Annotated in this window: 18 protein-coding genes and 2 pseudogenes; 10 read left to right on the forward strand and 10 right to left on the reverse strand. The window is 59.1% G+C overall.

Annotated elements, in window-relative coordinates:
• From rfbD to rfbB, 4 genes are read right to left on the reverse strand one after another with little or no spacing between them, the layout of a single operon-like run.
• Entirely contained in the window at positions 1–861 is an 861-nt protein-coding gene (gene rfbD, locus E1573_RS20860; protein WP_133216541.1) for a dTDP-4-dehydrorhamnose reductase, read from the reverse strand.
• A gap of 11 nt (positions 862–872) precedes the next feature.
• Entirely contained in the window at positions 873–1,418 is a 546-nt protein-coding gene (rfbC, locus tag E1573_RS20865) for a dTDP-4-dehydrorhamnose 3,5-epimerase (protein ID WP_133216457.1), read from the reverse strand.
• Positions 1,418–2,290 carry a glucose-1-phosphate thymidylyltransferase RfbA gene (gene rfbA, locus E1573_RS20870; RefSeq protein WP_133216458.1) on the reverse strand — a complete coding sequence of 291 codons (873 nt, stop codon included), beginning with the start codon at positions 2,288–2,290 and terminating at the stop codon, positions 1,418–1,420. Before rfbA ends, rfbC begins: the two co-directional genes overlap by 1 nt.
• Complete coding sequence (rfbB, locus tag E1573_RS20875) at positions 2,287–3,369, reverse strand: dTDP-glucose 4,6-dehydratase (RefSeq protein ID WP_133216459.1); 1,083 nt, start codon at positions 3,367–3,369, stop codon at positions 2,287–2,289. The genes rfbA and rfbB overlap by 4 nt, the downstream gene beginning before the upstream one ends.
• Before the next feature lie 195 nt (positions 3,370–3,564).
• On the opposite strand from rfbB, the gene E1573_RS20880 reads away from it, so the two are divergent.
• From E1573_RS20880 to E1573_RS20895, 4 genes are all read left to right on the forward strand, one after another.
• Complete coding sequence (locus tag E1573_RS20880; protein WP_133216460.1) at positions 3,565–6,471, forward strand: aminotransferase; 2,907 nt, start codon at positions 3,565–3,567, stop codon at positions 6,469–6,471.
• A 184-nt stretch (positions 6,472–6,655) separates the two neighbouring features.
• On the forward strand, positions 6,656–7,534 hold the full coding sequence (gene aguB, locus E1573_RS20885) for an N-carbamoylputrescine amidase (RefSeq protein ID WP_133216461.1): 879 nt from the start codon (positions 6,656–6,658) through the stop codon (positions 7,532–7,534).
• A gap of 60 nt (positions 7,535–7,594) precedes the next feature.
• Positions 7,595–8,701: an agmatine deiminase gene (aguA, locus tag E1573_RS20890; RefSeq protein WP_133216462.1), complete on the forward strand. Its 1,107-nt coding sequence runs from the start codon at positions 7,595–7,597 to the stop codon at positions 8,699–8,701.
• A gap of 183 nt (positions 8,702–8,884) precedes the next feature.
• Positions 8,885–9,076 carry a hypothetical protein gene (locus E1573_RS20895; protein WP_133216463.1) on the forward strand — a complete coding sequence of 64 codons (192 nt, stop codon included), beginning with the start codon at positions 8,885–8,887 and terminating at the stop codon, positions 9,074–9,076.
• A 99-nt stretch (positions 9,077–9,175) separates the two neighbouring features.
• On the opposite strand, the gene E1573_RS20900 is transcribed toward E1573_RS20895, so the two are convergent.
• Positions 9,176–11,263 (reverse strand): TonB-dependent siderophore receptor, encoded by a 2,088-nt coding sequence (locus E1573_RS20900; protein WP_133216464.1) that lies wholly within the window; start codon positions 11,261–11,263, stop codon positions 9,176–9,178.
• Positions 11,264–11,624: 361 nt separating this feature from the next.
• Between E1573_RS20900 and E1573_RS20905 the strand changes: the two genes are divergently transcribed.
• On the forward strand, positions 11,625–12,944 hold the full coding sequence (locus E1573_RS20905) for an OprD family porin (RefSeq protein WP_133216465.1): 1,320 nt from the start codon (positions 11,625–11,627) through the stop codon (positions 12,942–12,944).
• Positions 12,945–13,010: 66 nt separating this feature from the next.
• On the opposite strand, the gene E1573_RS20910 is transcribed toward E1573_RS20905, so the two are convergent.
• Positions 13,011–14,675 (reverse strand): FMN-binding glutamate synthase family protein, encoded by a 1,665-nt coding sequence (locus E1573_RS20910; RefSeq protein ID WP_133216466.1) that lies wholly within the window; start codon positions 14,673–14,675, stop codon positions 13,011–13,013.
• 222 nt (positions 14,676–14,897) lie between these two features.
• On the opposite strand from E1573_RS20910, the gene E1573_RS20915 reads away from it, so the two are divergent.
• Positions 14,898–16,088: an MFS transporter gene (locus E1573_RS20915; protein WP_133216467.1), complete on the forward strand. Its 1,191-nt coding sequence runs from the start codon at positions 14,898–14,900 to the stop codon at positions 16,086–16,088.
• Positions 16,089–16,092: 4 nt separating this feature from the next.
• Here E1573_RS20915 and E1573_RS20920 read toward each other — a convergent pair whose 3' ends face one another.
• Positions 16,093–17,244 (reverse strand): lysozyme inhibitor LprI family protein, encoded by a 1,152-nt coding sequence (locus E1573_RS20920; protein WP_133216468.1) that lies wholly within the window; start codon positions 17,242–17,244, stop codon positions 16,093–16,095.
• 176 nt (positions 17,245–17,420) lie between these two features.
• Between E1573_RS20920 and rfaD the strand changes: the two genes are divergently transcribed.
• Positions 17,421–18,416 carry an ADP-glyceromanno-heptose 6-epimerase gene (gene rfaD / locus E1573_RS20925; protein WP_133216469.1) on the forward strand — a complete coding sequence of 332 codons (996 nt, stop codon included), beginning with the start codon at positions 17,421–17,423 and terminating at the stop codon, positions 18,414–18,416.
• A 101-nt stretch (positions 18,417–18,517) separates the two neighbouring features.
• On the opposite strand, the gene E1573_RS20930 is transcribed toward rfaD, so the two are convergent.
• Positions 18,518–19,897, reverse strand: coding sequence for an NAD(P)/FAD-dependent oxidoreductase (locus E1573_RS20930; RefSeq protein WP_133216470.1), 1,380 nt, complete (start codon positions 19,895–19,897; stop codon positions 18,518–18,520).
• Positions 19,898–19,991: 94 nt separating this feature from the next.
• Entirely contained in the window at positions 19,992–20,192 is a 201-nt protein-coding gene (locus E1573_RS20935; RefSeq protein WP_133216471.1) for a hypothetical protein, read from the reverse strand.
• Positions 20,193–20,491: 299 nt separating this feature from the next.
• Between E1573_RS20935 and E1573_RS27295 the strand changes: the two are divergent.
• Positions 20,492–21,451 (forward strand): annotated as a pseudogene (locus tag E1573_RS27295) (cache domain-containing protein); the annotation flags it as partial.
• A gap of 261 nt (positions 21,452–21,712) precedes the next feature.
• Positions 21,713–22,309 (forward strand): annotated as a pseudogene (locus E1573_RS27300) (methyl-accepting chemotaxis protein); the annotation flags it as partial.
• Between the two features lie 61 nt (positions 22,310–22,370).
• Here E1573_RS27300 and E1573_RS20945 read toward each other — a convergent pair.
• Positions 22,371–22,568, reverse strand: coding sequence for a hypothetical protein (locus E1573_RS20945; protein ID WP_133216473.1), 198 nt, complete (start codon positions 22,566–22,568; stop codon positions 22,371–22,373).
• 462 nt (positions 22,569–23,030) lie between these two features.
• Between E1573_RS20945 and E1573_RS20955 the strand changes: the two genes are divergently transcribed.
• The gene (locus E1573_RS20955) at positions 23,031–23,351 is read left to right on the forward strand and encodes a DUF6124 family protein (RefSeq protein ID WP_133216475.1); all 321 of its coding nucleotides are present in this window, start codon (positions 23,031–23,033) and stop codon (positions 23,349–23,351) included.
• The last annotated feature ends 99 nt before the right edge of the window (positions 23,352–23,450 follow it).

Here is a 23,450-nt window from a genome sequence, read left to right on the forward strand (position 1 = left end):
CTACTTCAGGCAGTCGATCAGCGCCTGCTGCCAGTGCGGTTGGCTGACCTGCCATTCGCGTTGCAGGCGGCTGCAATCGAGGCGCGAGTTCAACGGGCGGCGGGCAGGGGTCGGGTACTCGCTGGACGCAATGGGCAGCAAACGGGCGCAGGGCAGGCCCTGGGACTTGAGCTGCTCGGCGATGGCCTGGGCAAAACCGAACCAGGAGGTTTCACCCTGAGCGGTCAGGTGATAGGTACCCCAGGCACCGCCCAGGCCTGCCTGCCAGCGTTCGATCAAGGCGTGGGTGCTCTGCGCGATAGTGCCCGCCCAAGTGGGCGCGCCGATCTGGTCGGCGACGACGCGCAGCTCGGGTTTCTCCTGCAGCAAGCGCTGCATGGTGAGCAGAAAATTTCGCCCGTGCCGTGAGTACACCCAGCTGGTGCGCAGGATCAGGAACTCGCCACCAACAGCGGCGATGGCCTGCTCGCCCGCGAGTTTGCTACGGCCGTAGACACCCAACGGGTTGGGGGCGTCATCTTCGGTGTAGGGGGCGTCTTTATTGCCGTCGAATACGTAGTCGGTGGAATAGTGAATCAGCGGGATGCTCAGTTGCCTGGCTTCTTCGGCGAAGATTCCCGGTGCCTGGGCGTTGATCGCAAAGGCCAGCTCCGGCTCGCTTTCGGCCTGATCCACCGCCGTGTGGGCGGCGGCGTTGATGATCAGGTCCGGCTTGATTGTCCGGACTTGCTCGCGGATAGCATCGGGCTGCGCCAGGTCGAGGCGGTCGCGACCCAGCACGTGCAACTGGCCGAATTCGCTCAGTTGCTGTTGCAGCGCCCGGGACACCTGACCGTGCTGGCCACTGATCAGGATGCTCAGACGGCGTGCGGTCATGGGAGTACGTCCAGTTCTTTGAGCAATTTGCCGCGTTGGTCTTTCTCAGACAGGCGCGGTGGTTCGCTCAGTTGCCAGTCGATGGCCAGATCCGGATCGTCCCAGCGAATACAGCGCTCAGCCGCCGGGTTGTAGTAATCGGTGGTTTTGTAGACCACCTCGGCGCTGTCGCTGAGTACGACAAAACCGTGCGCAAACCCCTCCGGTACCCACATCTGGCGACGGTTCTCAGCCGATAGCCGAGCCCCGACCCACTTGCCGAAACAGGGCGAGCTGCGCCGAACATCGACGGCGATATCCAGCACTTCACCGTGGATCACCCGAACCAGCTTGCCCTGGGTATTTTCCAGTTGGTAGTGCAGCCCGCGCAGTACGCCTTTCTCGGAGCGTGAGTGGTTGTCCTGAACAAATGTCTTAACGACGCCAGTCAGTTCTCTGAACACTCTGTCATTGAAGCTTTCGAAGAAAAAACCACGGCTGTCACCGAACACTTGCGGTTCGATGATCAGCACGTCAGGTAGCTCGGTAGTCGTTACATTCATTAGCGTTCTTCAGCCAGGCCGTAGAGGTATTGTCCGTAGCCAGTCTTACCGAAAGCTTTGGCGCGTTCCAGCAAATGTGTGCGGTCGATCCAGCCTTGTTGGAAGGCGATTTCCTCCAGGCAGGCAACCTTCAGGCCCTGACGGCGTTCGATGGTTTGCACATACTGCGAAGCATCCAGCAGGCTGTCGTGAGTGCCGGTATCGAGCCAGGCAAAGCCGCGCCCGAAGCGTTCCACACGCAGGTCGCCACGTTGCAGGTAAGCATTGTTGACGTCAGTGATTTCCAGTTCGCCGCGTGCGGATGGCCTGACTTTTTTGGCGATTTCCACCACATCGTTGTCGTAGAAATACAGGCCTGTTACGGCATACGGCGACTTGGGCACCGCTGGTTTTTCCTCAATCGACAGTGCACGACCATGCTGGTCGAAGTCGACCACCCCGAAGCGCTCCGGGTCTTTGACCAGGTAACCGAAAATCGTGGCGCCAGAGGGCTGCCCGATGGCACGCAGCAGCTGTTCGCTGAAACCCTGGCCATGAAAAATGTTGTCGCCCAGGATCAGGCAGACAGAATCCTTGCCGATGAATGCTTCGCCAATCAAAAAGGCCTGGGCCAAGCCGTCCGGCGAAGGCTGTATGGCGTAACTGATGTCGATACCAAACTGGCTGCCATCACCCAGCAATTGCTTGTACTGGGGCAAGTCATTTGGCGTAGAGATCACCAGAATTTCCCGGATACCGGCCAGCATCAGCACGGAAAGCGGGTAGTAAATCATCGGTTTGTCAAAGATAGGTAGCAGCTGTTTGGATACGCCCAGGGTGATGGGGTGCAAGCGGGTGCCGGTGCCTCCGGCCAGAACGATACCTTTGGTCATGCAATAAGATCCTTGAAGTTGCTGAAGCCAAGGCGCTGCCCTTGATAACTACCGTCTTGTACCCGTTGGCACCATTCCAGGTTGTCCAGGTACCACTGCACGGTTTTGCGCAGGCCGGTGTTGAAGGTTTCTGCGGGGGTCCACCCCAGTTCACGTTCGATTTTGCTGGCATCGATGGCATAACGCTGATCGTGGCCTGGGCGATCTTCAACGAAGGTGATCAGGTCGGCATAGCGAGTGACGCCTGCCGGGTGCTCTGGCGCAAGCTCTTCGAGCAGCGCGCAAATACCACGTACCACATCGATGTTTTTCTGCTCGTTGTGGCCACCAATATTGTAGGTTTCGCCCACCTGGCCTTCAGTGACGACCTTGAGCAAGGCGCTGGCATGGTCCTCGACGAACAACCAGTCACGTACCTGCAGGCCATTGCCGTACACCGGCAGCGGCTTACCGGCCAGGGCATTGAGGATCACCAGCGGAATGAGCTTTTCCGGAAAGTGAAAGGGCCCGTAGTTGTTCGAGCAGTTGGTGACCAGCACCGGCAGGCCATAGGTGCGGTGCCAGGCACGGACCAGATGGTCGGATGCCGCTTTGCTCGCCGAGTACGGCGAACTTGGCGCATAGGGGGTGGTTTCGGTGAACAGGTCATCGACGCCGTGCAGGTCGCCGTACACTTCATCGGTAGAAATATGGTGGAAACGGAAGGCTGCACGTTCTGGTGCTGCCAACTTCATCCAATATGCGCGCGTTGCTTCGAGCAGGCTGTAGGTGCCGACGATGTTGGTCTGAATGAAGTCGGCCGGCCCATCGATCGAGCGATCGACGTGCGACTCTGCCGCCAGGTGCATGATTGCATGGGGTTCAAAGCGCTCTAGCAGTGCACTGACGGTGGCCTGATCAGCAATATCGGCCTTAATGAACTCATAGCGGGTGTCGGTTGCGATACTGGCCAACGACTCCAGGTTGCCGGCGTAGGTCAGCTTGTCGAGGTTCAGCACCTCATGCTCGGTGTTACCGATCAGGTGACGAATCAGGGCAGAGCCGATGAAGCCGGCACCGCCGGTTACGAGTATTCGCATGTCCAATGACCTTTGATGAGGCAGGTAGTGTTCTGCTCAAGCCTAGCTTGTGAATAGTTATAAGCAGGAGCAAATCAGCATTGCTTTACCGCAGGTTACTGCGGCGCACCTCGTTGTTCATCGCTTTTTACCGCCCATACTTGCTTATCGGCTGAAGCGGTGGCGATATAAGCAACAAAAAAATGAGGTCGCACCATGCCGCTCAGTACCCTGATTCATCGCTCCACACAGCCCTGCCCTGACGTTAGCGAGCAGCAGGCTCTGCTTTTATTGCAGGAGCATTATGGGCTTGGCGGTACCTTGCAGTCGTTGGGCAGTCAGCAAGACCTGAACTTTCGCGTCGACAGCGCCCAGGGCCGGCATGTACTGAAAATCTGCCACGGCGACTATGCCGTTGCCGAACTCGAGGCCCAGCACGCCGCCCTCAGTTACCTGCGCGAGCGCGGTTTGCCAGTCCCGGCGGTGGTCGCCGCAAGCTCCGGCGCACAGTTGCTGGCACTGGAGCTGCAAGGCCAGTTACTGCGTGTACGGCTGCTCGAATACATTGAAGGTCAGTCGCTGACCCGCCTCAAGTACATGCCGCCATCGTTGATCGCCGAACTGGGCAGGCTTTGTGCGCGGATCGACCAGGCCTTGGCCGATTTCAGTCACCCAGGGCTTGAGCGCACGTTGCAATGGGACCCGCGCCATGCGGCAGCGCTTATCTCACACCTGCTGCCCGTACTCGGCGACGGGCCACGCAAGGCGCAACTGCTGGACGCCACTGAAAAAGCCGAACAGCGCTTGCGGCCATTGGTTGAACACCTGCCGATGCAGGCCGTGCACCTGGACATCACCGATGACAACGCCGTGTGGCAGCGTGATGAACAGCGGCAATGGCAGCTGCAAGGCGTCATCGATTTCGGCGATTTGCTGCACACCTGGCGGATTGCCGATCTGTCGGTGACTTGTGCGGCGTTGTTGCATCATGCTGAAGGCGATCCATTGCGCATTCTGCCGGCCGTTGAGGCCTACCACGCGCTGAATCCGCTGACTGAAGCCGAGCTCAAGGCGCTGTGGCCGATGATCGTGGCACGGGCAGCGGTGCTGGTGCTCAGCAGTGAACAGCAACTGAGTGTCGATCCTGGTAACGCCTACATCCGCGACAACCTCAGCCACGAGTGGGAAATCTTCGATGTAGCCACCAGTGTTCCGTTCGAACTGATGGAGGCTGCGATCCTGCAGGCGGCTGGCTTCTCAGTCCCGGAAGTCGCGCTGCAAGAAGGCGTACTGCTGCCTGGCCTGCAGGGCAGCGCAGTCACGCCAGTGGACCTGGGCGTATTGAGCGATCATTGCCAGGCGGGTAACTGGGAGCAGCCCGGTTTCGATCAGCAACTTCTTCGTGAACAAGCCGCTGCACAAGGCGCCGCCTGCTCGCTGTATGGTCAGTATCGGTTGTCGCAAACCCACATCGACAACCCGCAAGAACCCCGCACCTTTGCCCTGCACGTCGAAGTACAAGCGCCTGCGGGCAGTGAGTTGCAAGCCCCTTGGGCAGGTGTCTGGCTGCAGACGGCAGCCGGCCAGGGATGCCTGAAAGGTGAACTGTGCAGCTTGTGGCTGCGTGGGCTGGTGGATGCACCGGAGTCCGGCGCACAGCTCAGCCAAGGTCAGCGCTTGGGGCAGACCGATGGCGTATTGAGCGTTCAGCTTTGCCGCGTCGCCGACCTCTGCCCGCCTGCGTTTGTTGTACCGTCGCGGGCCACCGCCTGGGCGGCCTTGTGCCCGTCACCGCAAGCGGTGCTGGGCTTTGCCTGTGACGCAGAACCTCTGATCGATGCCCAGCAACTGCTGGCGCGCCGTGATGCCAGTTTTGCCCGTTCGCAGAAGCACTACTACGAGCAGCCACCGCATATCGAACGCGGCTGGCGCAACTACCTGATCGACATGCAGGGGCGCTCGTACCTGGACATGCTCAACAACGTCGCGGTGTTGGGTCATGGCCATCCACGGATGGCCAGTGAAGCGGCCCGACAATGGTCGTTGGTCAACACCAACTCGCGGTTCCACTACGCGGCCATCGCCGAATTCTCAGAGCGCATTCTGGAATTGGCCCCCGACTCCATGGACCGGGTGTTCCTGGTCAACAGCGGTACCGAGGCCAACGACCTGGCGATTCGCCTGGCGTGGGCTTACAGCGGTGGTCGCGACATGCTCAGCGTGCTGGAGGCTTATCACGGTTGGTCGGTGGCCACCGATGCGATTTCCACCTCGATTGCCGACAACCCTCAAGCCTTGAGTACGCGGCCTGAGTGGGTACACCCGGTGATCGCGCCCAACACCTATCGTGGCGCCTATCGCGGCGATGACAGCACCGCCGATTACCTGCGCGATGTCGATGCCAAGCTGGAGGCCGTGGCGGCCAAGCAGCGGCAACTGGCCGGGTTTATTTGTGAACCGGTGTATGGCAACGCGGGTGGTATCTCCTTGCCGCCGGGCTATCTGCAACAGGCCTATGCCAAGGTGCGGGCGGCCGGTGGTGTGTGCATCGCCGATGAAGTGCAAGTGGGTTATGGGCGTCTGGGCGAGTACTTCTGGGGCTTTGAACAGCAAGGTGTGGTGCCGGATATCATCACCATGGCCAAGGGTATGGGCAATGGTCAGCCCCTGGGCGTAGTGATCACCCGGCGCGAGATCGCTGAAGCGCTGGAGGCCGAGGGCTATTTCTTCTCGTCGGCCGGCGGCAGCCCGGTCAGTTGCCGGATTGGTATCGCGGTGCTGGATGTCATGAAGGAGGAAGGCCTGTGGGAAAACGCCCGTGATGTTGGCAGGTACTTCAAGGCCCGCTTGCAGCAATTGGTCGATAAACATCCGCTAGCCGGCGCTGTGCACGGCTCGGGCTTCTATCTGGGCCTGGAGCTGGTGCGCGACCGTAGCACCCTGGAACCGGCCAGCGAAGAAACCACCACCCTGTGCAATCGCCTGCGCGACCTGGGCATCTTCATGCAACCGACCGGTGACTACTTGAACATCCTCAAGATCAAGCCACCGATGTGCACCACCCGCGCCAGCGTGGACTTCTTCGTCGACAGCATCGACAAGGTACTCAACGAAGCGCTCTAGTGCGTGGGCTAAAAGCCGGTTAAGTCGATTGTTATCGGCTTAACCGGCTTTTTTGTGTCTGTAATTTTTTAAATGTCACTTTTAAAGCCGATATTTATCGGATATAAAGTCGTCCAACACCCTGCAATCTGTTAGCGGTCGCCTGTACGGTCAGTCGGCCCTGTCATCCTTCGAGGAGGTTTTCATGAGCCGCACCGTCACTGTTGCCGCCACCCAGATGGCGTGTTCCTGGGATCGCCAGGCCAATCTGGCCAATGCTGAAAAACTGGTCCGCGAAGCGGCGGCCAAAGGCGCGCAGATCATCCTGATCCAGGAGCTGTTCGAAACCCCGTACTTCTGCCAGAAGCCGAACCCGGACTACCTGCAACTGGCGACGCCGGTTGAAACCAATGCTGCTATCGAACACTTCCAGGCACTGGCCAAAGAGCTGCAGGTGGTGTTGCCGATCAGCTTTTTCGAGTTGGCCGGGCGTGCGCGCTTCAACAGCATCGCGATCATCGATGCCGACGGCAGCAACCTGGGTGTGTACCGCAAGACCCACATCCCGGATGGCCCTGGCTACCACGAAAAGTATTACTTCAACCCGGGCGATACCGGCTTCAAAGTCTGGCAAACCCGTTACGCCAAAATCGGCGTCGGCATCTGCTGGGACCAGTGGTTCCCGGAGTGCGCGCGCAGCATGGCGCTGCTGGGTGCCGAAGTGCTGTTCTACCCGACGGCCATCGGCAGCGAGCCGCACGACAAGACCATCTCCTCGCGTGACCACTGGCAGCGTGTGCAGCAAGGCCATGCGGGCGCCAACCTGATGCCACTGATTGCCAGCAACCGTATCGGCACCGAAGAGCAAGACGGCTACGACATCACCTTCTATGGCTCGTCGTTCATCGCCAACCAGTTTGGTGAGAAAGTCCAGGAGCTCAACGAGACCGAGGAGGGCGTGCTGGTGCATACTTTCGACCTCGACAAACTGGAGCACATCCGCAGCGCCTGGGGCACGTTCCGTGACCGCCGTCCGAACCTGTACGGCCCGGTGAAAACCCTCGATGGCGCGCTGGAATCCTGATCGTCCACTGACCCTGCTGCAGGCCACAATGCCTGCGGCGAACACTGCAAAGGTTTACTCATGAAGACCCTGACCAGCACCCCACGCGCCGACGGCTTTTACATGCCAGCCGAATGGGCGCCGCAAACCCAGGTATGGATGGTCTGGCCTGAGCGTCCGGACAACTGGCGCCTGGGTGGCAAACCGGTACAAGCGGCACACGTGACGCTGGCCAACGCTATCGCCCGTTTCCAGCCGGTGACCGTGGCCGTTTCTGCCGCTCAATACGACAACGCACGTGCTCGCCTGGATGCACCGAACATTCGTGTGGTTGAAATCAGCAACGACGATGCCTGGGTGCGTGACACTGGCCCGACCTTCGTCATCAACAACAGCGGCGAAGTCCGTGGCGTCGACTGGGGCTTCAATGCCTGGGGCGGTTTCGAAGGTGGCTTGTACTGGCCGTGGAACCGTGACGAGCAAGTGGCCAGCAAAATTCTCGAAATGGAACGCTGCCCGCGTTACCACACCGAAGGCTTTGTGCTCGAAGGCGGCTCGATTCACGTCGATGGTGAAGGCACGCTGATCACCACCGAAGAATGCCTGCTTAACCACAACCGTAACCCGCACCTCAATCGTGAGCAGATCGAAGCGGTGCTGCGTGATCACCTGGCGGTGGACACCATCATCTGGCTGCCTGATGGCCTGTACAACGACGAGACCGACGGCCACGTCGACAACTTCTGTTGTTACGTGCGCCCAGGCGAAGTGTTACTGGCCTGGACAGATGATCCGCAAGACCCCAACTACGCACGCTGCCACGCCGCACTTGAGGTGCTGGAGAACAGCCGCGATGCCAAAGGGCGCACCTTTACAGTGCACAAGATGCCGATCCCGGGCCCGCTGTTCGCCACTGAAGAAGAGTGCGCGGGCGTCGATCCGGTGGCCGGTAGCCAGGAGCGTAACCCGTCGGTTCGCCTGGCGGGCTCCTACGTCAACTTCCTGATCGTCAACGGCGGCATCATTGCGCCGAGCTTCGATGACCCGGCAGATGCCGAGGCTAGAGCGATTCTGGCCAAGGTCTTCCCGGATCATGAGGTAGTGATGATTCCGGGCCGCGAGATGCTTTTGGGGGGCGGCAACATCCACTGCCTGACCCAGCAGCAACCAGCTCCATTCAAAGGCTGAATCAGCGCCCATAAAAAAACCCGTCCTAGGACGGGTTTTTTTATGGGCGGGCGACAGTCGGCGTGTGCGCTGGCATACCTCTTGTATTTGTTTTGCATTGTATTTCAAGCAGATAGGGCAGCCCTGTTCTGTCACAAAGTTTGATTAAGTTAGCCGCTCACGGCCCAGGGAGTACGTGTTGAAATGAATGCAGTAAGTGAGCCGGCTTCGCCCTCATCGGCAATGAACCACCAGTCGCTCCAGCGAGTGGCGCAGTGGTTGAAAGACAATAGAGTTATTCGGGGCAGGAAGTCCGATCACCGTCGCGCGCTGCTGGCGCGTTACCCAACGGGGCTGATTACCGAAGCAGAGCTGGAAGCCCTGCTGGGTAGTTGACCGGTAGGAGCGGGCTTGCCCCGCGATAGCGATCTGTCAGTCACATCGTATCGCGGGGCAAGCCCGCTCCCACAGCAAGCCCGCACCCACCTTGGTGATTTAGAAGCTGTAGGTACCGGTCACTACGAAGCTGCGTGGATCACCAAACTGGATCTGCGCGGCGCTGGTGGCCGAGCTGTAGTACGTCTTGTCGGTGATGTTGTTCAACGCTGCGCGCAAGTCCCAGTCTTTGGTGCGGAAACCAGCCAGCGCGTCCCAACGGCCATAACCAGGCAGCACCGCGGTGTTCTGGTTGTCGGCGTAGCGTTCGCCGACAAAGGTCAAACCGGTTTCGCCGTACCAGCCCATCTCCGGTTTCCAGGTCACGAACACGCTGCCGTTGCGCTTGGCAACGTTACTCACCCGGTTACCTTCTTGGCCGTTCTCGTCTTCAACAATGGTTGCATCCTGAATACCAATGCCACCGCGCATGTACCAGTTACCAACGATGTTGCCGGTAGCAGTCAGTTCAATACCACGCGAACGCTGCAGGCCGGTCAGCAGGGTAACGTCCGGCTTGTTCGGGTCGCTGGTGCGGCGGTTGTAGAGTTCCAGCTCGTAAATGGCCAGGGTGGTGCTCAGGCGCTCGTCCAGCCAGTCACTTTTGATCCCCACTTCTTTCTGGCGGGTTTCCTCGGGGCTGGTTTCGTTGCTGTTGCCAGGCGCACCCGGGGTGATGCCGATCAAGCCGCCGCCCACGGGTGAGAAGGTTTTGCTCCAGGAGGCATAGAAGGAGTGTTCCTTCCACGGCGAATACACCACACCCAGGCGCGGGCTGGTGCTGTTGCTGTCTTGCTTCTCGGAAAGGTTGTTCTTGAGCTTGTTGGTGGTTTCCACTTCGAACTGGTCGAAGCGCACACCGGCCAACACCTGCCATTGATCGTTCAGGCGTAGTTGGTCCTGGATGTACAGGCCACGGCTGTCGACCACCGTGTGGTTGTTGCTCGACGCGATCATCTGACCGTTGTACTGCGCGTTACGGTCGGGGTTATAGACGTCTACGCTCGGTACCGGCGTGGCATTTTTGTACAGCAGCGGGTCACGACGCTGATTGCCGATCTCAATGCCGGTCAACAGCGTGTGCTGCAGACCGAAGGTATCGAAGTTGCCTTCCAGTTCTACGTTGTTGAACAGGTTGCGGGTATTGAGGTCCTGCTGCCAGCGTTGACGGGTGACCTGACCGGTCTTGGCGTTGTAGCCGGTCTGGTAGGTGTTGTCGAAATCGCTGTTGAGCTTGAACAGGCCCAGGGTATGGCGCACCTGCCAGCTGTCGCTGAGCTGGTAGTTCAGGCGCGAGCGCAGCGATTGTGCTTTGTCATCGATGAAGTCGCGCTGAGTATCGCCGTAGGTGGTGGAGCGGCTGACATCAGCCGGGCGGCCATTGATGCTTGGGATGCCACGATCAGGGGTACGGTTGTAGCGGCTGTATTCATACTGCACCAGCCAGTTGAGGTCTGGGGTCAGTTGCCAGCTCATCGACGGCGCGAACAGCTGGCGGCTGCCGTCGATGCCATGACGGAAGCTGTTGTTGTCCTGGTTGCCCATGTTCAGGCGCAAGCTGATGTTGTCGCTCGGGTCGGCACTGAGGTCGGCGTACAGGCTGCGCAGGTCTTCGCTGCCACCCTGGGCTTCGATGGTCGAACGGCGGCCGGCTTCGGGCATTTTGCTGACGCGGTTGACGATCCCGCCCTGACTGCCACGTCCATAAAGGACAGCCGCCGGGCCCTTGAGCACTTCGATGCGTTCAATGTTGTGCAGGTCGCGCACGTATTGGCTGTCGTCGCGGATGCCGTCCAGATAAAAGTCGTTGCTGGCATCGAAGCCACGGATACGCACGCTGTCGAAACGGGTGTCGGCACCGGTGCTGACGTTGGGGATGCCACTGAGCGCCTTGCCCAGGTCATTGCTGCCGTAGTCCAGTACGTTGCTGGTTTTTACCGAATCAATCGCCTGCGGAACGTAGCGCGCCGGAGTTGAGGTACGCGTTGCGGTGCTGACCTCCTTGACCCGTGGATCGTCGCGCTCACGGTCGCTTTCAGCGGTTACCGAAAGCTCGGGTAGGTTCATGGGGGCGGCGTGTGCCATTGCGGAACTGAGAAACAGGGAAACACCCAAGGTCAAGGGTGACAGACGGCAGGGGGCAGGCATTAAAAACATCCGAAGGGTTTTGAGAACTAGACGAAAGCGGGATTGAAAAAGCGCGCGGATGATAATGCTTGCTATTTACTTATGTTAATTGTTTCTTATTCCGTCTTCTGAATTTATGTTTCAATTTGTTTCATATTTCTTCAAGGCATTTCACGAATTTTTGACATGCTGAACCGCACGCGGATAGGATTCGATCAACGCCTGTAGGCCCATGAGCCAAGAGTCCAGAATAAGAGGCCCGCTGCGAACATCCGCAGGCGGGCTTTTTACTTTCTGACCCGCGAGCGTCAACCCACGCAGGGGGCGTGGTTTTTGGCGTAGGTCGCAGAGCGTATCCGACTAAGTAATAAGGAAAACAAAAATGTTGAAAACAAGGATCAGCCTGATCGCGCTGGGGCTTATGGCAGCGACTCAGGCATCGGCTAACGATCAGGCCGAAGCAAAGGGCTTTATCGAAGACAGCAGCGCAAGCGTGTTGCTGCGCAATGGCTTCATCAACCGCGACAAGAAGCACGACACCAACGACCAGCGCGAATGGGGTCAGGCTTTCATTGGTAAGTTCTCGTCTGGCTACACCCAAGGCACCGTGGGTGTCGGCGTTGATGCGTTCGGTCTGTACGCTGTGCGTCTGGACGGCGGTAAAGGCCACAACGGTGGCGCTGGTATCGACTTCTTCAAGCCGGCTGATGGCGACTCGCCGACCAACCAGCAGAACTCCCCGCACAACCTGGCCCGTGGTGGCGCTGCGGTCAAATTCCGCGTTTCCAACACTGTACTGAAGTACGGTGACCAAATGCCGGAACTGCCAGTGCTGCAGTACGACGACGGCCGCCTGCTGCCAGAGAGCTACACCGGTACCATGATCACCTCCAAGGAGATCAAGGGCCTGGAACTGAACGCTGCTCGCTTCACCCAAGAAGCACGTAAAAGTGCTGAAGGCCGTGACAGCGGTGGCCTGAAGTCGATCAACGTACTCGGCGGCAGCTACAAGTTCACCGATAACCTGACGGCTTCGGTGTACGGCTCCGACGTTGAAGACGTACTGAAGAAGTACTACCTGGGCGTCAACTATGTCTACCCGATCTCGGGTGACCAGTCCCTGACCCTGGACTTCAACGGCTACAAGTCGGACATCGACAAAGAGTACGTCACTGCAGCCGAGCTCAACGGCGACTCCAACACCATCTGGAGCCTGGCAGCAACTTACGCCTTCGGCCCACACTCGATCACCTTGGCGCACCAGCGCAGCACGGGTGACACCGGCTACCAGTACGGCTTCTACCAGAACGCTGGTGGCGTGGGTGATGGTGGTTCGACCATCTACCTGGCCAACTCCTACTGGTCTGACTTCAACGCTGAAGACGAGCGTTCCTGGCAGCTGGGCTACGGTCTGGACTTCGGCGCCTTTGGCGTTCCAGGCCTGACCTACAAGCTGGCTTATGTCGTGGGTGACAACATCAACACCCGCACCGTCGATGACCCTCAGGGCTTCGGTGAAGGTAAAGAGCGCGAAATTTTCAACCAGTTCAAGTACGTCGTTCAGGACGGCCCTGCCAAGGACCTGTCGATCAAACTGCGTAGCTCGTTCCTGCGTACCTCTACCAGCGTTCGCGAAAGCGGTTACAACGACGACGGTAACGAAGTCCGCGTATTCGTTGAATACCCGATCAGCATTCTCTGATCGATTCGCGGGGCAAGCCCGCTCCTACGGGTAGGAGCGGGCTTGCCCCGCGAGGCGACCCCAGCGTCAGGCCGGGGTTGTCTGCTTACGAGGTGCAGCAGGTTTCACCGGCTGCATCTCGCCTGTCTCCGGCTCAAAGCTGTCACTACGGGCCATCCGCCACATCCGTGCATAAAACTCACTGTCAATCGAGCCGCTGAGCAACTCACCGGGCTTGAGGAACACGTGCAGCTGTGAAAACAACCGAATCTCACTGGCGCTGATGCGCCGTACCAGGTGTTTGGGTTTGAGCTGTGACGGATGCTCAAGGCCAGCGGCAGCGAGCATCTCCGCCAAGGCATGCAAAGTATTACGGTGGAAGCTGTAAACCCGCTCGGCCTTGTCTGGTACAACCAGCGCACGTTGGCGCAGCGGATCCTGGGTGGCGACGCCGGTTGGGCATTTGTTGGTGTGACAGCTCTGCGACTGGATACAGCCAATGGCAAACATAAAACCACGTGCCGAATTGACCCAGTCCGCGCCAATAGCCAACACGCTGGCAATGTCGAACGCACTGACAATCTTGCCGCCCGCACCAATACGCACTTTGTCGCGCAGGTTCAGCCCGACCAGGGTGTTGTGCACAAACATCAAACCTTCGCGCATTGGTACGCCAATGTTGTCGCTGAATTCGCGCGGCGCGGCACCGGTGCCGCCTTCCTTGCCGTCGACAACGATGAAGTCGGGCACAATGCCGGTGACCAACATGGCCTTGGCAATGCCCATGAACTCCCAAGGGTGCCCCAGGCAGAACTTGAAGCCAACCGGTTTGCCACCTGACAACTCGCGCAGTTGTGCGATGAACTGCAACAACTCGATTGGGGTATGAAAGGCACTGTGCGCAGCCGGTGAAATGCAGTCTTCACCGACCATCACGCCACGGGTGGCGGCGATCTCGCGGCTGACCTTGTGCCCCGGCAAAATCCCACCGTGGCCCGGCTTGGCGCCCTGGCTCAGCTTGATCTCGATCATCTTCACCTGCGGGTCACGTGCCTGCCTGCTAAAACGATCAGGATCGAAACGGCCCTCAGCCGTGCGGCAACCAAAATAGCCACTGCCTATTTCCCAGATCAGGTCTCCGCCGTGCTCGCGGTGATACGGGCTGATACTGCCTTCGCCGGTGTCATGGGCGAATCGGCCTTTCTTGGCACCTTGGTTGAGCGCGGCGATAGCGTTGGCGCTCAGGGCGCCGAAGCTCATGGCCGAGATATTGAAGATCGAAGCTGAGTAGGGCTGGCGGCACTGCGGGCCACCGATGGCTATGCGAAACGAGGCAGGGTCGGGGGTGTCGGCAGGCAGCATCGAATGGCTGATGAATTCAAAACCCGGGCGGTACACGTCGTTAAGCGTGCCGAAGGCCTTCTCGGCGCTTTCGTTCTTGGCCCGCGCATACACCAGCGAACGCTGGGCCCGTGAGAACGGCAGTTTGTCGTCATCGCCTTCGAGCAGGTACTGGCGAATCTCCGGGCGGATGGTTTCGATCAGGTAACGGATATTGCCCAGGATCGGGTAGTTGCGCCGCACGGCGTGATGGCTTTGGCGCAGGTCGTTCAGGCCCACCAGGCTGAGCGACGCGCAGATCAGGGTAAACGGCCAGAGCCAGGTATGGGTCGCAAGAAAGGGCAGGCTGATACAAGTGAAGAGCAGACAGCCGACCAAACAGGCATAACGGCTGGGGAGCGAAGCTTTCATGAATCTTCCGCTGACAGGAGTAATCGTGCCTAGGATAGGGCAAGCGCAGCAGCGGAAAACCCGTGAATTCGGTAAAAGACTTTTATCCCTGTTGTGCTTGCAAGGCCCACGTTAGCGCGTTAGTTCGCTCCCTACTGATCCTTACTCCGCAAGTTGCATAACTGCCGCGCACAGCTAGCGTGTTACAAGGTTTTTCCAGTATTTTCCAGGCGAAGTCGCACCATGTCTGCCACTCCAGCAGCACCCAGAACCCAGGGATTCGGCCTGCTGTGCCTGGCCAGTTATCTGTTGTCGTTGTCGTATGGTTCGACGTTTTTGTTGTCGCTGCTGGTGAGCAGCCGTGGCGGTAACGAGCAGGACGCCGGACAGATCATTTCCCTGGCCATGCTCAGCACCGTGGTGGCGGTATTGATGAGCGGGCACCTGGCCGACCGCCTGGGGTCGGCGCGCGCCATCACGCTGTCGGCGTTGTGCCTGGTAGCCGCCTCGCTGGGTTTTGCCCTGGTGCCCGGTACCGGGCTTGGTTTGATGCTCTGCGGCCTGGCCTTGGGACTTGGCTGGGGGGCGTTCTACACCCTGGGGCCGATTCTGGTCAGCGAACGGGTCGATGCCCAGCGCCGCACTCACAGCTTTGCCCTGCTGTCGGGCAGCATGATGAGCGGCATCGGCTCCGGGCCGTTGGTGGGCAAACTGGCCAGCGCATTTGCGCTACCGGTACAGACAGCGTTCTACACCGCTGCGCTGGCTGCCTTGTGCGGCCTGTTGATCTTCCATTATCTGGCGCGTTTGCAATCGCCTGCCACCAGCCCGGTCAGCATCAGCACTCATGCGTGTATCGAGGTATTGGGTTCCAAGGCACGTTGGCCCATTGTGATGGTCGGCCTGGGAGGGGCGATCTTTGGTGGTTTGGGCAGCTTTCAGACTTCTTATGCAGGTGCTCGCGGCCTGGACTACTCGTTGTTTTTCATTGGCTTTATGAGTGCCGCGATCAGCTGCCGGTTGCTGGTCGCTGGTTGGGTGGTCAAACGTGATGCCTATTGGGCGTCGTGCCTGCTCTCGGGTTTTACCGTGCTGGCGGTGCTGGCCTTGGGCTGGGGGGTACAGGGCAACCTTGGCTACCTGCTGGCTGCGGCATTGCTGGGTGTCGGTTACGGCCTGAACTACTCGGTGATCAACGGCCTGGCGGCGAATCAGGCACCACCTGGGCACACCCCTCAAGCGCTGCTGCTGTTCAGCCTGGCGTACTTTCTCGGGGTGTTCGGCTATCCGTGGTTGGCGGGCCACTTGATTGTCAGCAGTGGCACCGAGGCGATGATGGTCAGTCTGCTGATCATCGCCGTGCTCAACTGGGCGATCAGCGTTGGTCGCCTGTACGGACGCCGACGCGCCGGGACGTTGTCGGCGCCCGCCTGAGCATTTACTGCTGCGGGGCTATGGTGAACATCAGCTTGTCGCCCTCAAGATAAACAAGCGCTTCCTGGCCCAGTACATCCACCGGGACGGCCGAAACGGCTTCATGCTCAGGGACGATCTTTTCCAGCGTTTTGTTCACCAGATCAACGCGCCAGACGCAGGCAAAGTCGCCGCTGTTGTCGAAGTACAGCACCGGCCGGGTTTGATTCCACATCGGGTTGACCACGCTCCAGCCGTTATCGTTTTTGTCCATGACCCGGTCGTAGGTGTTGCCATCGCGCTCATAAGGGTAATGCAGCATCACGTTCGTGTTGTCGTAGTTCAGGTCGGTGGCAATCATCGCCTTGGAAAAGCGCTTGGCACCGGATTCAGCGGAAAACAGCTGGGTTGAAGGCTGTGGCTGCTCCTTGGAGCCCAGGGTGTAAGCCATGCTCTGCTCGGCTTCACCCTTCACGCGATGCCGGTAATAGAACACCCCGTCGATGATGCCGGCATAACGCTCCCCCTGATCATTGGCGCCGATGTTGTTCCAGCCGCTGAAGCGAATGTCGCGAACAATCGGATGCAGGCCAGAGCGGGCGTCGGAGTACTCGTACAGCGAGCCGAAGTAGCGTTTTTCATAGCTATTGCCAGCATTGCGGACGGTTTGGTCTACGTGTTCGCCAACAAAAACCACCACGTTCAACACACCGTCCAGGATCGCCACGTCAACCACCTGGGTATACAAGTGAGGGTTCACCCCAGGGACGGTGGCCAAGGCAAAGCGTTGCCACGGTGCGTCGGTGATCTGCAGGTAGGGCTGTTGGTCTGACGACGGCCTTAAGGTAGGTGCTTCGGCCTGAGGGTTTGGCTGTGCCGGTGTCAGCCGCTCGATCTGTTGATCGTAAGCGTTCTCAAGGCATATGGCCGACTTGCACAGGTTGCGTACTTCGCGCAGCCAGCGCCGTTGCAGTTCGCGGAAAACTTTCTGGTGTTGAAGTGGTTGGTACAGTGCGCTGAGCTGTTCGTCCTTGACCGACAGCGTCGGCGCTGTGCACACGGCGGTCTCTACCAGGGTACTGGCTTTGCTGCAGTCGAAACTGGCGGCAAGGGCCGCAGGGCTGGCGAGACAGGCGATGGCCAGGGCAGCAGGTAGCAAGCGTGAAAGGGCTTTCATCAGACATCCATGTGCACGAGAGCGGGGCCGTGATAATACGGCAGCGTTGCCAATCACCGCAAAAGTGCAGCCCGACGAGCGTCATGGCTAAGCGCAAAATTATTGATCCTGGTTAATTTATGTACAGTTTCCCCTGCTTAGACTGACGGCTCAGCACCCTCAAAGGGGGAAATGGCATGACGATTATCGTGACCGGCGCCGCTGGCTTTATCGGCAGCAACCTGGTGCAGGCGCTTAACCAACGCGGCGAAACCGAGATCATCGCGGTTGATGACCTGCGTGATGGCGACAAATTTACCAACCTCGCTGACAGCGAGATCGCCGACTACCTGGACAAAGACGACTTCCTGGAGCGTTTTGCCCGTGGCCAGTTCGGTAAAGTCCGCGCCGTATTGCATCAGGGCGCGTGCTCCAGCACCGTCGAAAGTGACGGGCGGCTGATGATGGACAACAACTACCGCTTCAGCCGCGACTTGCTTGAGTCGGCTCAAGGCCTGCAGGTGCCCTTGTTGTACGCTTCGTCGGCTGCGGTGTATGGCGCCGGCCGGGACTTTCGCGAACAGCGCGAATGCGAGCGGCCATTGAACGTTTATGGTTACTCCAAATTTCTGTTCGACCAGCGAGTACGCCGACAGCTGCCGGTTGCCCGCAGTCAGGTGGTTGGCCTGCGCTACTTCAACGTCTATGGCCCGCACGAACAGCACAAAGGTGCCATGGCCTCGGTGGCCATGCATTGCTTCAACCAGTATAAGGCCCACGGCAAAGTCAGCCTGTTTGGCAGTTACGGTGACTACCCCAGCGGTGGACACCTGCGCGACTTTGTTTCGGTGGAAGACGTGGTCAAGGTCAACTTGTTCTTCCTCGATCGCCCGCAGTTGAGCGGTATTTTCAATGTCGGCAGTGGCCGTGCTCAGCCCTTCAACGACGTAGCCCTGGCCGTGATCAACCGCCTGCGCGAACAGCAAGATCAGCCACCACTGTCGCTGGAAATGGCGTTGCTTGAAGGCATTCTGGAATACAGCGAATTCCCCGACCACTTACGCGGCAAGTACCAGTGCTACACCTGCGCCGACCTCGAGCGTTTGCGCGCTGTGGGGTATCAGGCACCAACGCTGACGGTCGAGCAGGGTGTTGCACGTTACTGTGACTGGTTGCAGGGAACGGCGGCCTAGGTTTTTTCGAAAAGTACGGTGTGGGAGCGGGCTTGCCCCGCGATTTGCTGTAACGCGGCAGCAAAGCCTGAATTCGCGGGGCAAGCCCGCTCCCACAGAGCCTAGTGCTGACGCAAGGTTTTGACATCGCCTTTGGCTGAAGTCTCGCGCAGGTACTCGGCCAGCGAGTCATCCATGGCCTGCAGCCAGCGGGTATGGTGCGGCACTGCCGCCGTGCCGGTAATCACCGAGCGGTAGGACTTGTCGCGATAGCCCATGATGTCCTGCTTCTTGTCCGACTTCCATTTGAGGAAGATGCGGTTGACGGCGTCGATGTCGAAGCTCGGGTAATCGGTTTGCTCGATCAAGTGCTGGATATAGCGGCCTTGAAATTCGTACATCGACGCCGTGGTTTCCAGGGCTTGCTCTTCGGCGCGCCATTGCTCGCTGTCGCTGCGCATTGCCGTCAGGCTTGGCAGGTTGATACGCCCGAGCATGTAGTCGCGGGCGAACCAGGCCTGGGCGTCGAACAAGTTGAAGCTGTACCAGAGGTCTTGCATGCCCAGGTACAGCAGCTGTGGATTTTGCTCCCACACCACACCCTGATAAAGCCCCAACGGCCACAGGCGGTTATTGGTTTTCAGCGCAAGCTCATCGGGCAGGAACGGGAAATGATGCTGATATCCCGTGCACAGGATAATCGCATCGACGCGCTTGCTGGAGCCGTCGGCAAAAAACGCCACATCGCCTTCCACCCGTTGTAGTTGCGGGCGCTCCTCCCAGCCCTTGGGCCACTTGTAACCCATCGGCTGGCTACGCCAGGCGCTGGTAATGGAGCGGGCGCCGTACTTGAAACACTGCGAACCGATGTCTTCGGCGGAATAACTGCTGCCGACAATCAGCACATCCTTGCCCTTGAATTCCAGCGCATCACGGAAATCGTGAGCATGCAGAATGCGCCCGGAAAAACGCTCGAAACCGGCAAAGTCCGGCACATGCGGGGTAGAGAAATGCCCGCTCGCCACCACCACGAAATCGAACACCTGCTCGATACTCTGGCCGAGGCTGTAGTCGTGGGCATTGACCGTGAAGGTACGGCTGGCCTCATCAAAGCGTACCGCCTTAACCGCTGTGTTAAAGCGAATGTAGTCGCGCACACCGGCCTTCTTCACCCGGCCCTGGATGTAATCCCACAGCACCTCACGCGGCGGGTACGACGAAATCGGTCGCCCGAAGTGCTCATCGAAACTGTAGTCGGCGAACTCCAGGCATTCCTTTGGCCCGTTCGACCACAGGTAGCGGTACATACTGCCGTGCACCGGCTCACCGTGCTCATCCAGGCCGGTGCGCCAAGTGTAATTCCACATCCCGCCCCAGTCGGCCTGCTTCTCGAAGCAGACCACCTCGGGCATCGCAGCGCCCTGGGCATGAGCGGATTGAAACGCACGCAATTGCGCCAGGCCAGAAGGGCCGGCACCGATAATGGCAACACGAATAGTCATAAGATTTCCTGCTAGAAAACACTGAAAAAAATGCAAAGCGTCTCCAGCCCTGAACGGCGAAAGCCAGAGCGATGGAAAGCGAGAAATTCAGTTGTCAGCGAGCAGGCGGAGGGACAGGGCGCTTGCGCTTGTGCACCAGCAGGGCGTCGCGGGGTGGAATCGACAGGGTGTGGAACAACGTCGAAAGCGGGGAGCTGGACAGCGAAAGGTCAGCGGCGAAGGTGGGCCCGAAAGGCTTGCCGAACAGCGCGGCAAACGGGCCTTGGTGGCGAAAGATACGTGTGTTCTCGTTCATGTCGGGCTGATTCTGCCTCTTTTCGTTATGGATGCCTTTTTAGCTATAACGGAAGGGTCCAGAGATTTCAAGGCTGCCCTGTGTAGGAGCGGGCGTGCTGTGGGAGCGGGCTTGCCCCGCGATTGCGGTTTGTCAGGGACATCGCATCGCGGGGCAAGCCCGCTCCTACATGTAGCTCAAGGTTTACTCGCCTGCGGCCGATACCGATCAATTGTCCCGGTAGAAGATGTATACAACAAGCCATGAACAAGAGCCTTCGCTTCAGCCATAAAATCCTTCTAGTCGCGTCATTGATTGTGATGCTCGCTTTTACGCTGTTCACCCTGTACAGCGACTACCTGCAGCGCAACGCGACGCGCACCAGCCTGGAAAACTACCTGGCTGAAATGGGTAAATCGACTTCCACCAATATCAAGAACCTGCTGGACGGGCGGATCACTCTGGTGGAAAACCTGGCACAGAACATTGCTCAGGAGCCCGCCAGCGCCGAGACGCTGATGGGGCAGAATGCTCTGATCTCAAGCTTTCTCACCGTCTACCTGGGCAAAGTCGATGGCGGCTTCAGTGTTCGCCCAGACGCCACGATGCCCGATGGCTATGATCCGCGCACTCGCCCTTGGTACAAGGACGGCATGAGTGCCAACGGCGCGATACTCACTGAACCCTACATCGACCTGACCACCAACAAGATGGTCATCGGCATCCTCAGCAAGGTCTCCTCCAGCATCGGTGTGGTCGGCGGCGATCTGTCGTTGGACGGCTTGGTGGAAATCATCAACTCGCTGAACATCGGCGGCATGGGTTATGCCTTCCTGGTCAACGACCAAGGCAAGATCCTGGTTCATCCAGACAACACGCTGGTGATGAAGTCGCTGTCGGACCTGTACCCCGAGCGCACACCGAAACTGTCGGGTGAACTGACCGAAGTCGAGGTCGATGGCCAGCCGCGTCTGCTGACCTTTGCGCCGATCAAGGGGCTGCCTTCGGCCAATTGGTACGTTGGCCTGTCGGTAGACAAAGACAAGGCCTATGCGATGCTCAGCGATTTCCGCACCTCAGCGATCATTGCCACGCTGATCGCGGTGGCCATCATCATTACCCTGCTCGGCCTGCTGATTCGCGTACTGCTGCAACCGTTGAACACGATGATTCGCGCCATGGAAGACATCGCCGAAGGTGAAGGCGACCTGACCAAGCGCCTGACCATCCACAGCCAAGACGAATTCGGTGCGCTGGGTAGTGCGTTCAACCGTTTCGTCGAACGTATTCACACCTCAATCCGAGAAGTTTCTTCGGCCACCGAGCAAGTTAACGAAGTGGCCCTGCGAGTGGTGAGCGCCTCCAATTCGTCGATGATCAACTCCGACGAACAATCCAATCGTACCAACAGCGTCGCCGCCGCGATCAACGAGCTTGGCGCCGCCGCCCAAGAGATCGCCCATAACGCCGCCCAGGCCTCGCAACAGGCAAGCTCGGCGCGTCACCTGGCTGAAGAAGGCCAGCAGGTGGTTGATCGCAGCATTGCGGCGATGAATCGCCTGTCAGACCTGATCAGCACGTCCAGCTCGCACATCGAGACGCTCAACAGCAAGACCGTGAACATCGGCCAGATCCTCGAAGTGATCACCAGCATTTCCCAGCAAACCAACCTGCTGGCGCTAAACGCCGCCATTGAAGCGGCCCGGGCCGGTGAAGCCGGGCGCGGTTTTGCGGTGGTCGCTGATGAAGTGCGTAACCTCGCGCACCGCACCCAGGAGTCGGCACAGCAGGTACAGAACATGATCGAGGAGCTGCAGGTTGGCGCCCGCGAGTCGGTTGACACCATGGGCCAGAGCCAGCGTCATAGCCAAGACAGCGTCGAGATTGCCAACCAGGCCGGTGAGCGTCTGGGTAGCGTGACCCTGCGCATCGGCGAGATTGACGGCATGAACCAATCGGTAGCTACCGCCACCGAAGAGCAAACGGCTGTGGTTGAGGCGATCAACATGGACATCAACGAGATCAACATGCTCAACCAGGAAGGTGTCGAAAACCTGCAATCGACCCTGCGTGCCTGCACCGACCTGGAGCAGCAAGCCTCTCGCCTGAAACACCTGGTGGGCAGCTTCCGTATCTGACCCGTTCCTGCCTAAGTCCCACGCCTACACAGCAAGCCTTGTAGGCGTGTGATGGCAGCTGTCACTCAGCGTCATCGTCAGGGACTTCATCGGTAACCATGACTCGCGCGTGAGCTGTGTGCTCATTTTCCATGCGTAGCCCGAAGTAGCGGGTGTCATTGGCGTCCCAGAATGCTTCCACCTGAGCCATCAGCGCGTTTTCGAGCAGCACCTCGGCGCTGCGTTCCAGGATGATCGAGTAACGTGTTTCGGTGTTCATTAAAAAGGGGCTCGCAACGGTGGCGGGGGCTTGAAGAAAAATCGATGCCATTATGCCGCCCTGTTGATTCTTGGCCCTAACCGCTCATCGATTGGGTGATGTTTCTGTAGGAGCGGGCTTGCCCCGCGATGCGATGTGCCTGACAAACCGCAATCGCGGGGCGAGCCCGCTCCCACCGGTGTGCTTCGCCTGCTTGCCTCGCCCGAAGATGAACGTTAGGCTTCCCCCGTCGCTGCAAAATCAGCGATCGGGTTTGGTCGCCCGAGCAAACAAAATGCATAAGCTCTCATTCATGAATGCTGACGGTCTTCGTCTGCGTCTTCGTGTTATGGCCGCTGTGCGCGGGAGGCATTCGTGCCTGCCGGGTTTGCCTTTTGTCCCGGTCGACCAACCTGCGTACAGCTGCCACCCAACTTGCTTGGTCGCAAGCGGTGACAGCTCCACTACAGAAGGAGCTTCACAATGAAAAAAATAGTTCCCGATCCCCCGCAATCCTTGTTCGGCAAAACCGCCGCAACCACCTTCGGCGCCTGCGACGCTGGTCACCCACCTCTGTTTACCGTACGTGACGGCATCGAAGCCGAAGACGCATTGGTGCATGTTTCGCAATTGCTGCAAGGCATCTACGACACCGCCCAGCAGGCTTGCGAACACATCCATGGCCTGCCCAAGAAAGGCCTGCTCTGGTCCACCTTGCACTCAGCCGAGCTGGCCAAAGGCTTGGTAGATGCCGTGCTCGATGGCATCGACAACGAAGCCCTGAGACGCAAAGGCCTAGCCTAGCGGCCCTGTGGGAGCGGGCTTGCCCCGCGATCGCGGTGAGACTGACACACCGCTATCGCGCGGCAAGCCCGCTCCCACCGAAACAGAATTGCCCGCCAC

Source organism: Pseudomonas sp. H9 (assembly GCF_004353925.1).
Lineage (GTDB): Bacteria > Pseudomonadota > Gammaproteobacteria > Pseudomonadales > Pseudomonadaceae > Aquipseudomonas.

Bases quoted from the DNA above. Each gene is read 5' to 3' on its own strand.
- E1573_RS20900 (WP_133216464.1), bottom strand. From the start codon at position 11,263: ATGCCTGCCCCCTGCCGTCTGTCACCCTTGACCTTGGGTGTTTCCCTG.
- E1573_RS20905 (WP_133216465.1), top strand. From the start codon at position 11,625: ATGTTGAAAACAAGGATCAGCCTGATCGCGCTGGGGCTTATGGCAGCG.
- rfbB (WP_133216459.1), bottom strand. From the start codon at position 3,369: ATGCGAATACTCGTAACCGGCGGTGCCGGCTTCATCGGCTCTGCCCTG.
- E1573_RS20910 (WP_133216466.1), bottom strand. From the start codon at position 14,675: ATGAAAGCTTCGCTCCCCAGCCGTTATGCCTGTTTGGTCGGCTGTCTG.
- E1573_RS20935 (WP_133216471.1), bottom strand. From the start codon at position 20,192: ATGAACGAGAACACACGTATCTTTCGCCACCAAGGCCCGTTTGCCGCG.
- E1573_RS20920 (WP_133216468.1), bottom strand. From the start codon at position 17,244: ATGAAAGCCCTTTCACGCTTGCTACCTGCTGCCCTGGCCATCGCCTGT.
- E1573_RS20895 (WP_133216463.1), top strand. From the start codon at position 8,885: ATGAATGCAGTAAGTGAGCCGGCTTCGCCCTCATCGGCAATGAACCAC.
- E1573_RS20915 (WP_133216467.1), top strand. From the start codon at position 14,898: ATGTCTGCCACTCCAGCAGCACCCAGAACCCAGGGATTCGGCCTGCTG.
- rfaD (WP_133216469.1), top strand. From the start codon at position 17,421: ATGACGATTATCGTGACCGGCGCCGCTGGCTTTATCGGCAGCAACCTG.
- aguA (WP_133216462.1), top strand. From the start codon at position 7,595: ATGAAGACCCTGACCAGCACCCCACGCGCCGACGGCTTTTACATGCCA.
- rfbA (WP_133216458.1), bottom strand. From the start codon at position 2,290: ATGACCAAAGGTATCGTTCTGGCCGGAGGCACCGGCACCCGCTTGCAC.
- E1573_RS20880 (WP_133216460.1), top strand. From the start codon at position 3,565: ATGCCGCTCAGTACCCTGATTCATCGCTCCACACAGCCCTGCCCTGAC.
- rfbC (WP_133216457.1), bottom strand. From the start codon at position 1,418: ATGAATGTAACGACTACCGAGCTACCTGACGTGCTGATCATCGAACCG.
- E1573_RS20955 (WP_133216475.1), top strand. From the start codon at position 23,031: ATGAAAAAAATAGTTCCCGATCCCCCGCAATCCTTGTTCGGCAAAACC.
- E1573_RS20930 (WP_133216470.1), bottom strand. From the start codon at position 19,897: ATGACTATTCGTGTTGCCATTATCGGTGCCGGCCCTTCTGGCCTGGCG.
- E1573_RS20945 (WP_133216473.1), bottom strand. From the start codon at position 22,568: ATGAACACCGAAACACGTTACTCGATCATCCTGGAACGCAGCGCCGAG.
- aguB (WP_133216461.1), top strand. From the start codon at position 6,656: ATGAGCCGCACCGTCACTGTTGCCGCCACCCAGATGGCGTGTTCCTGG.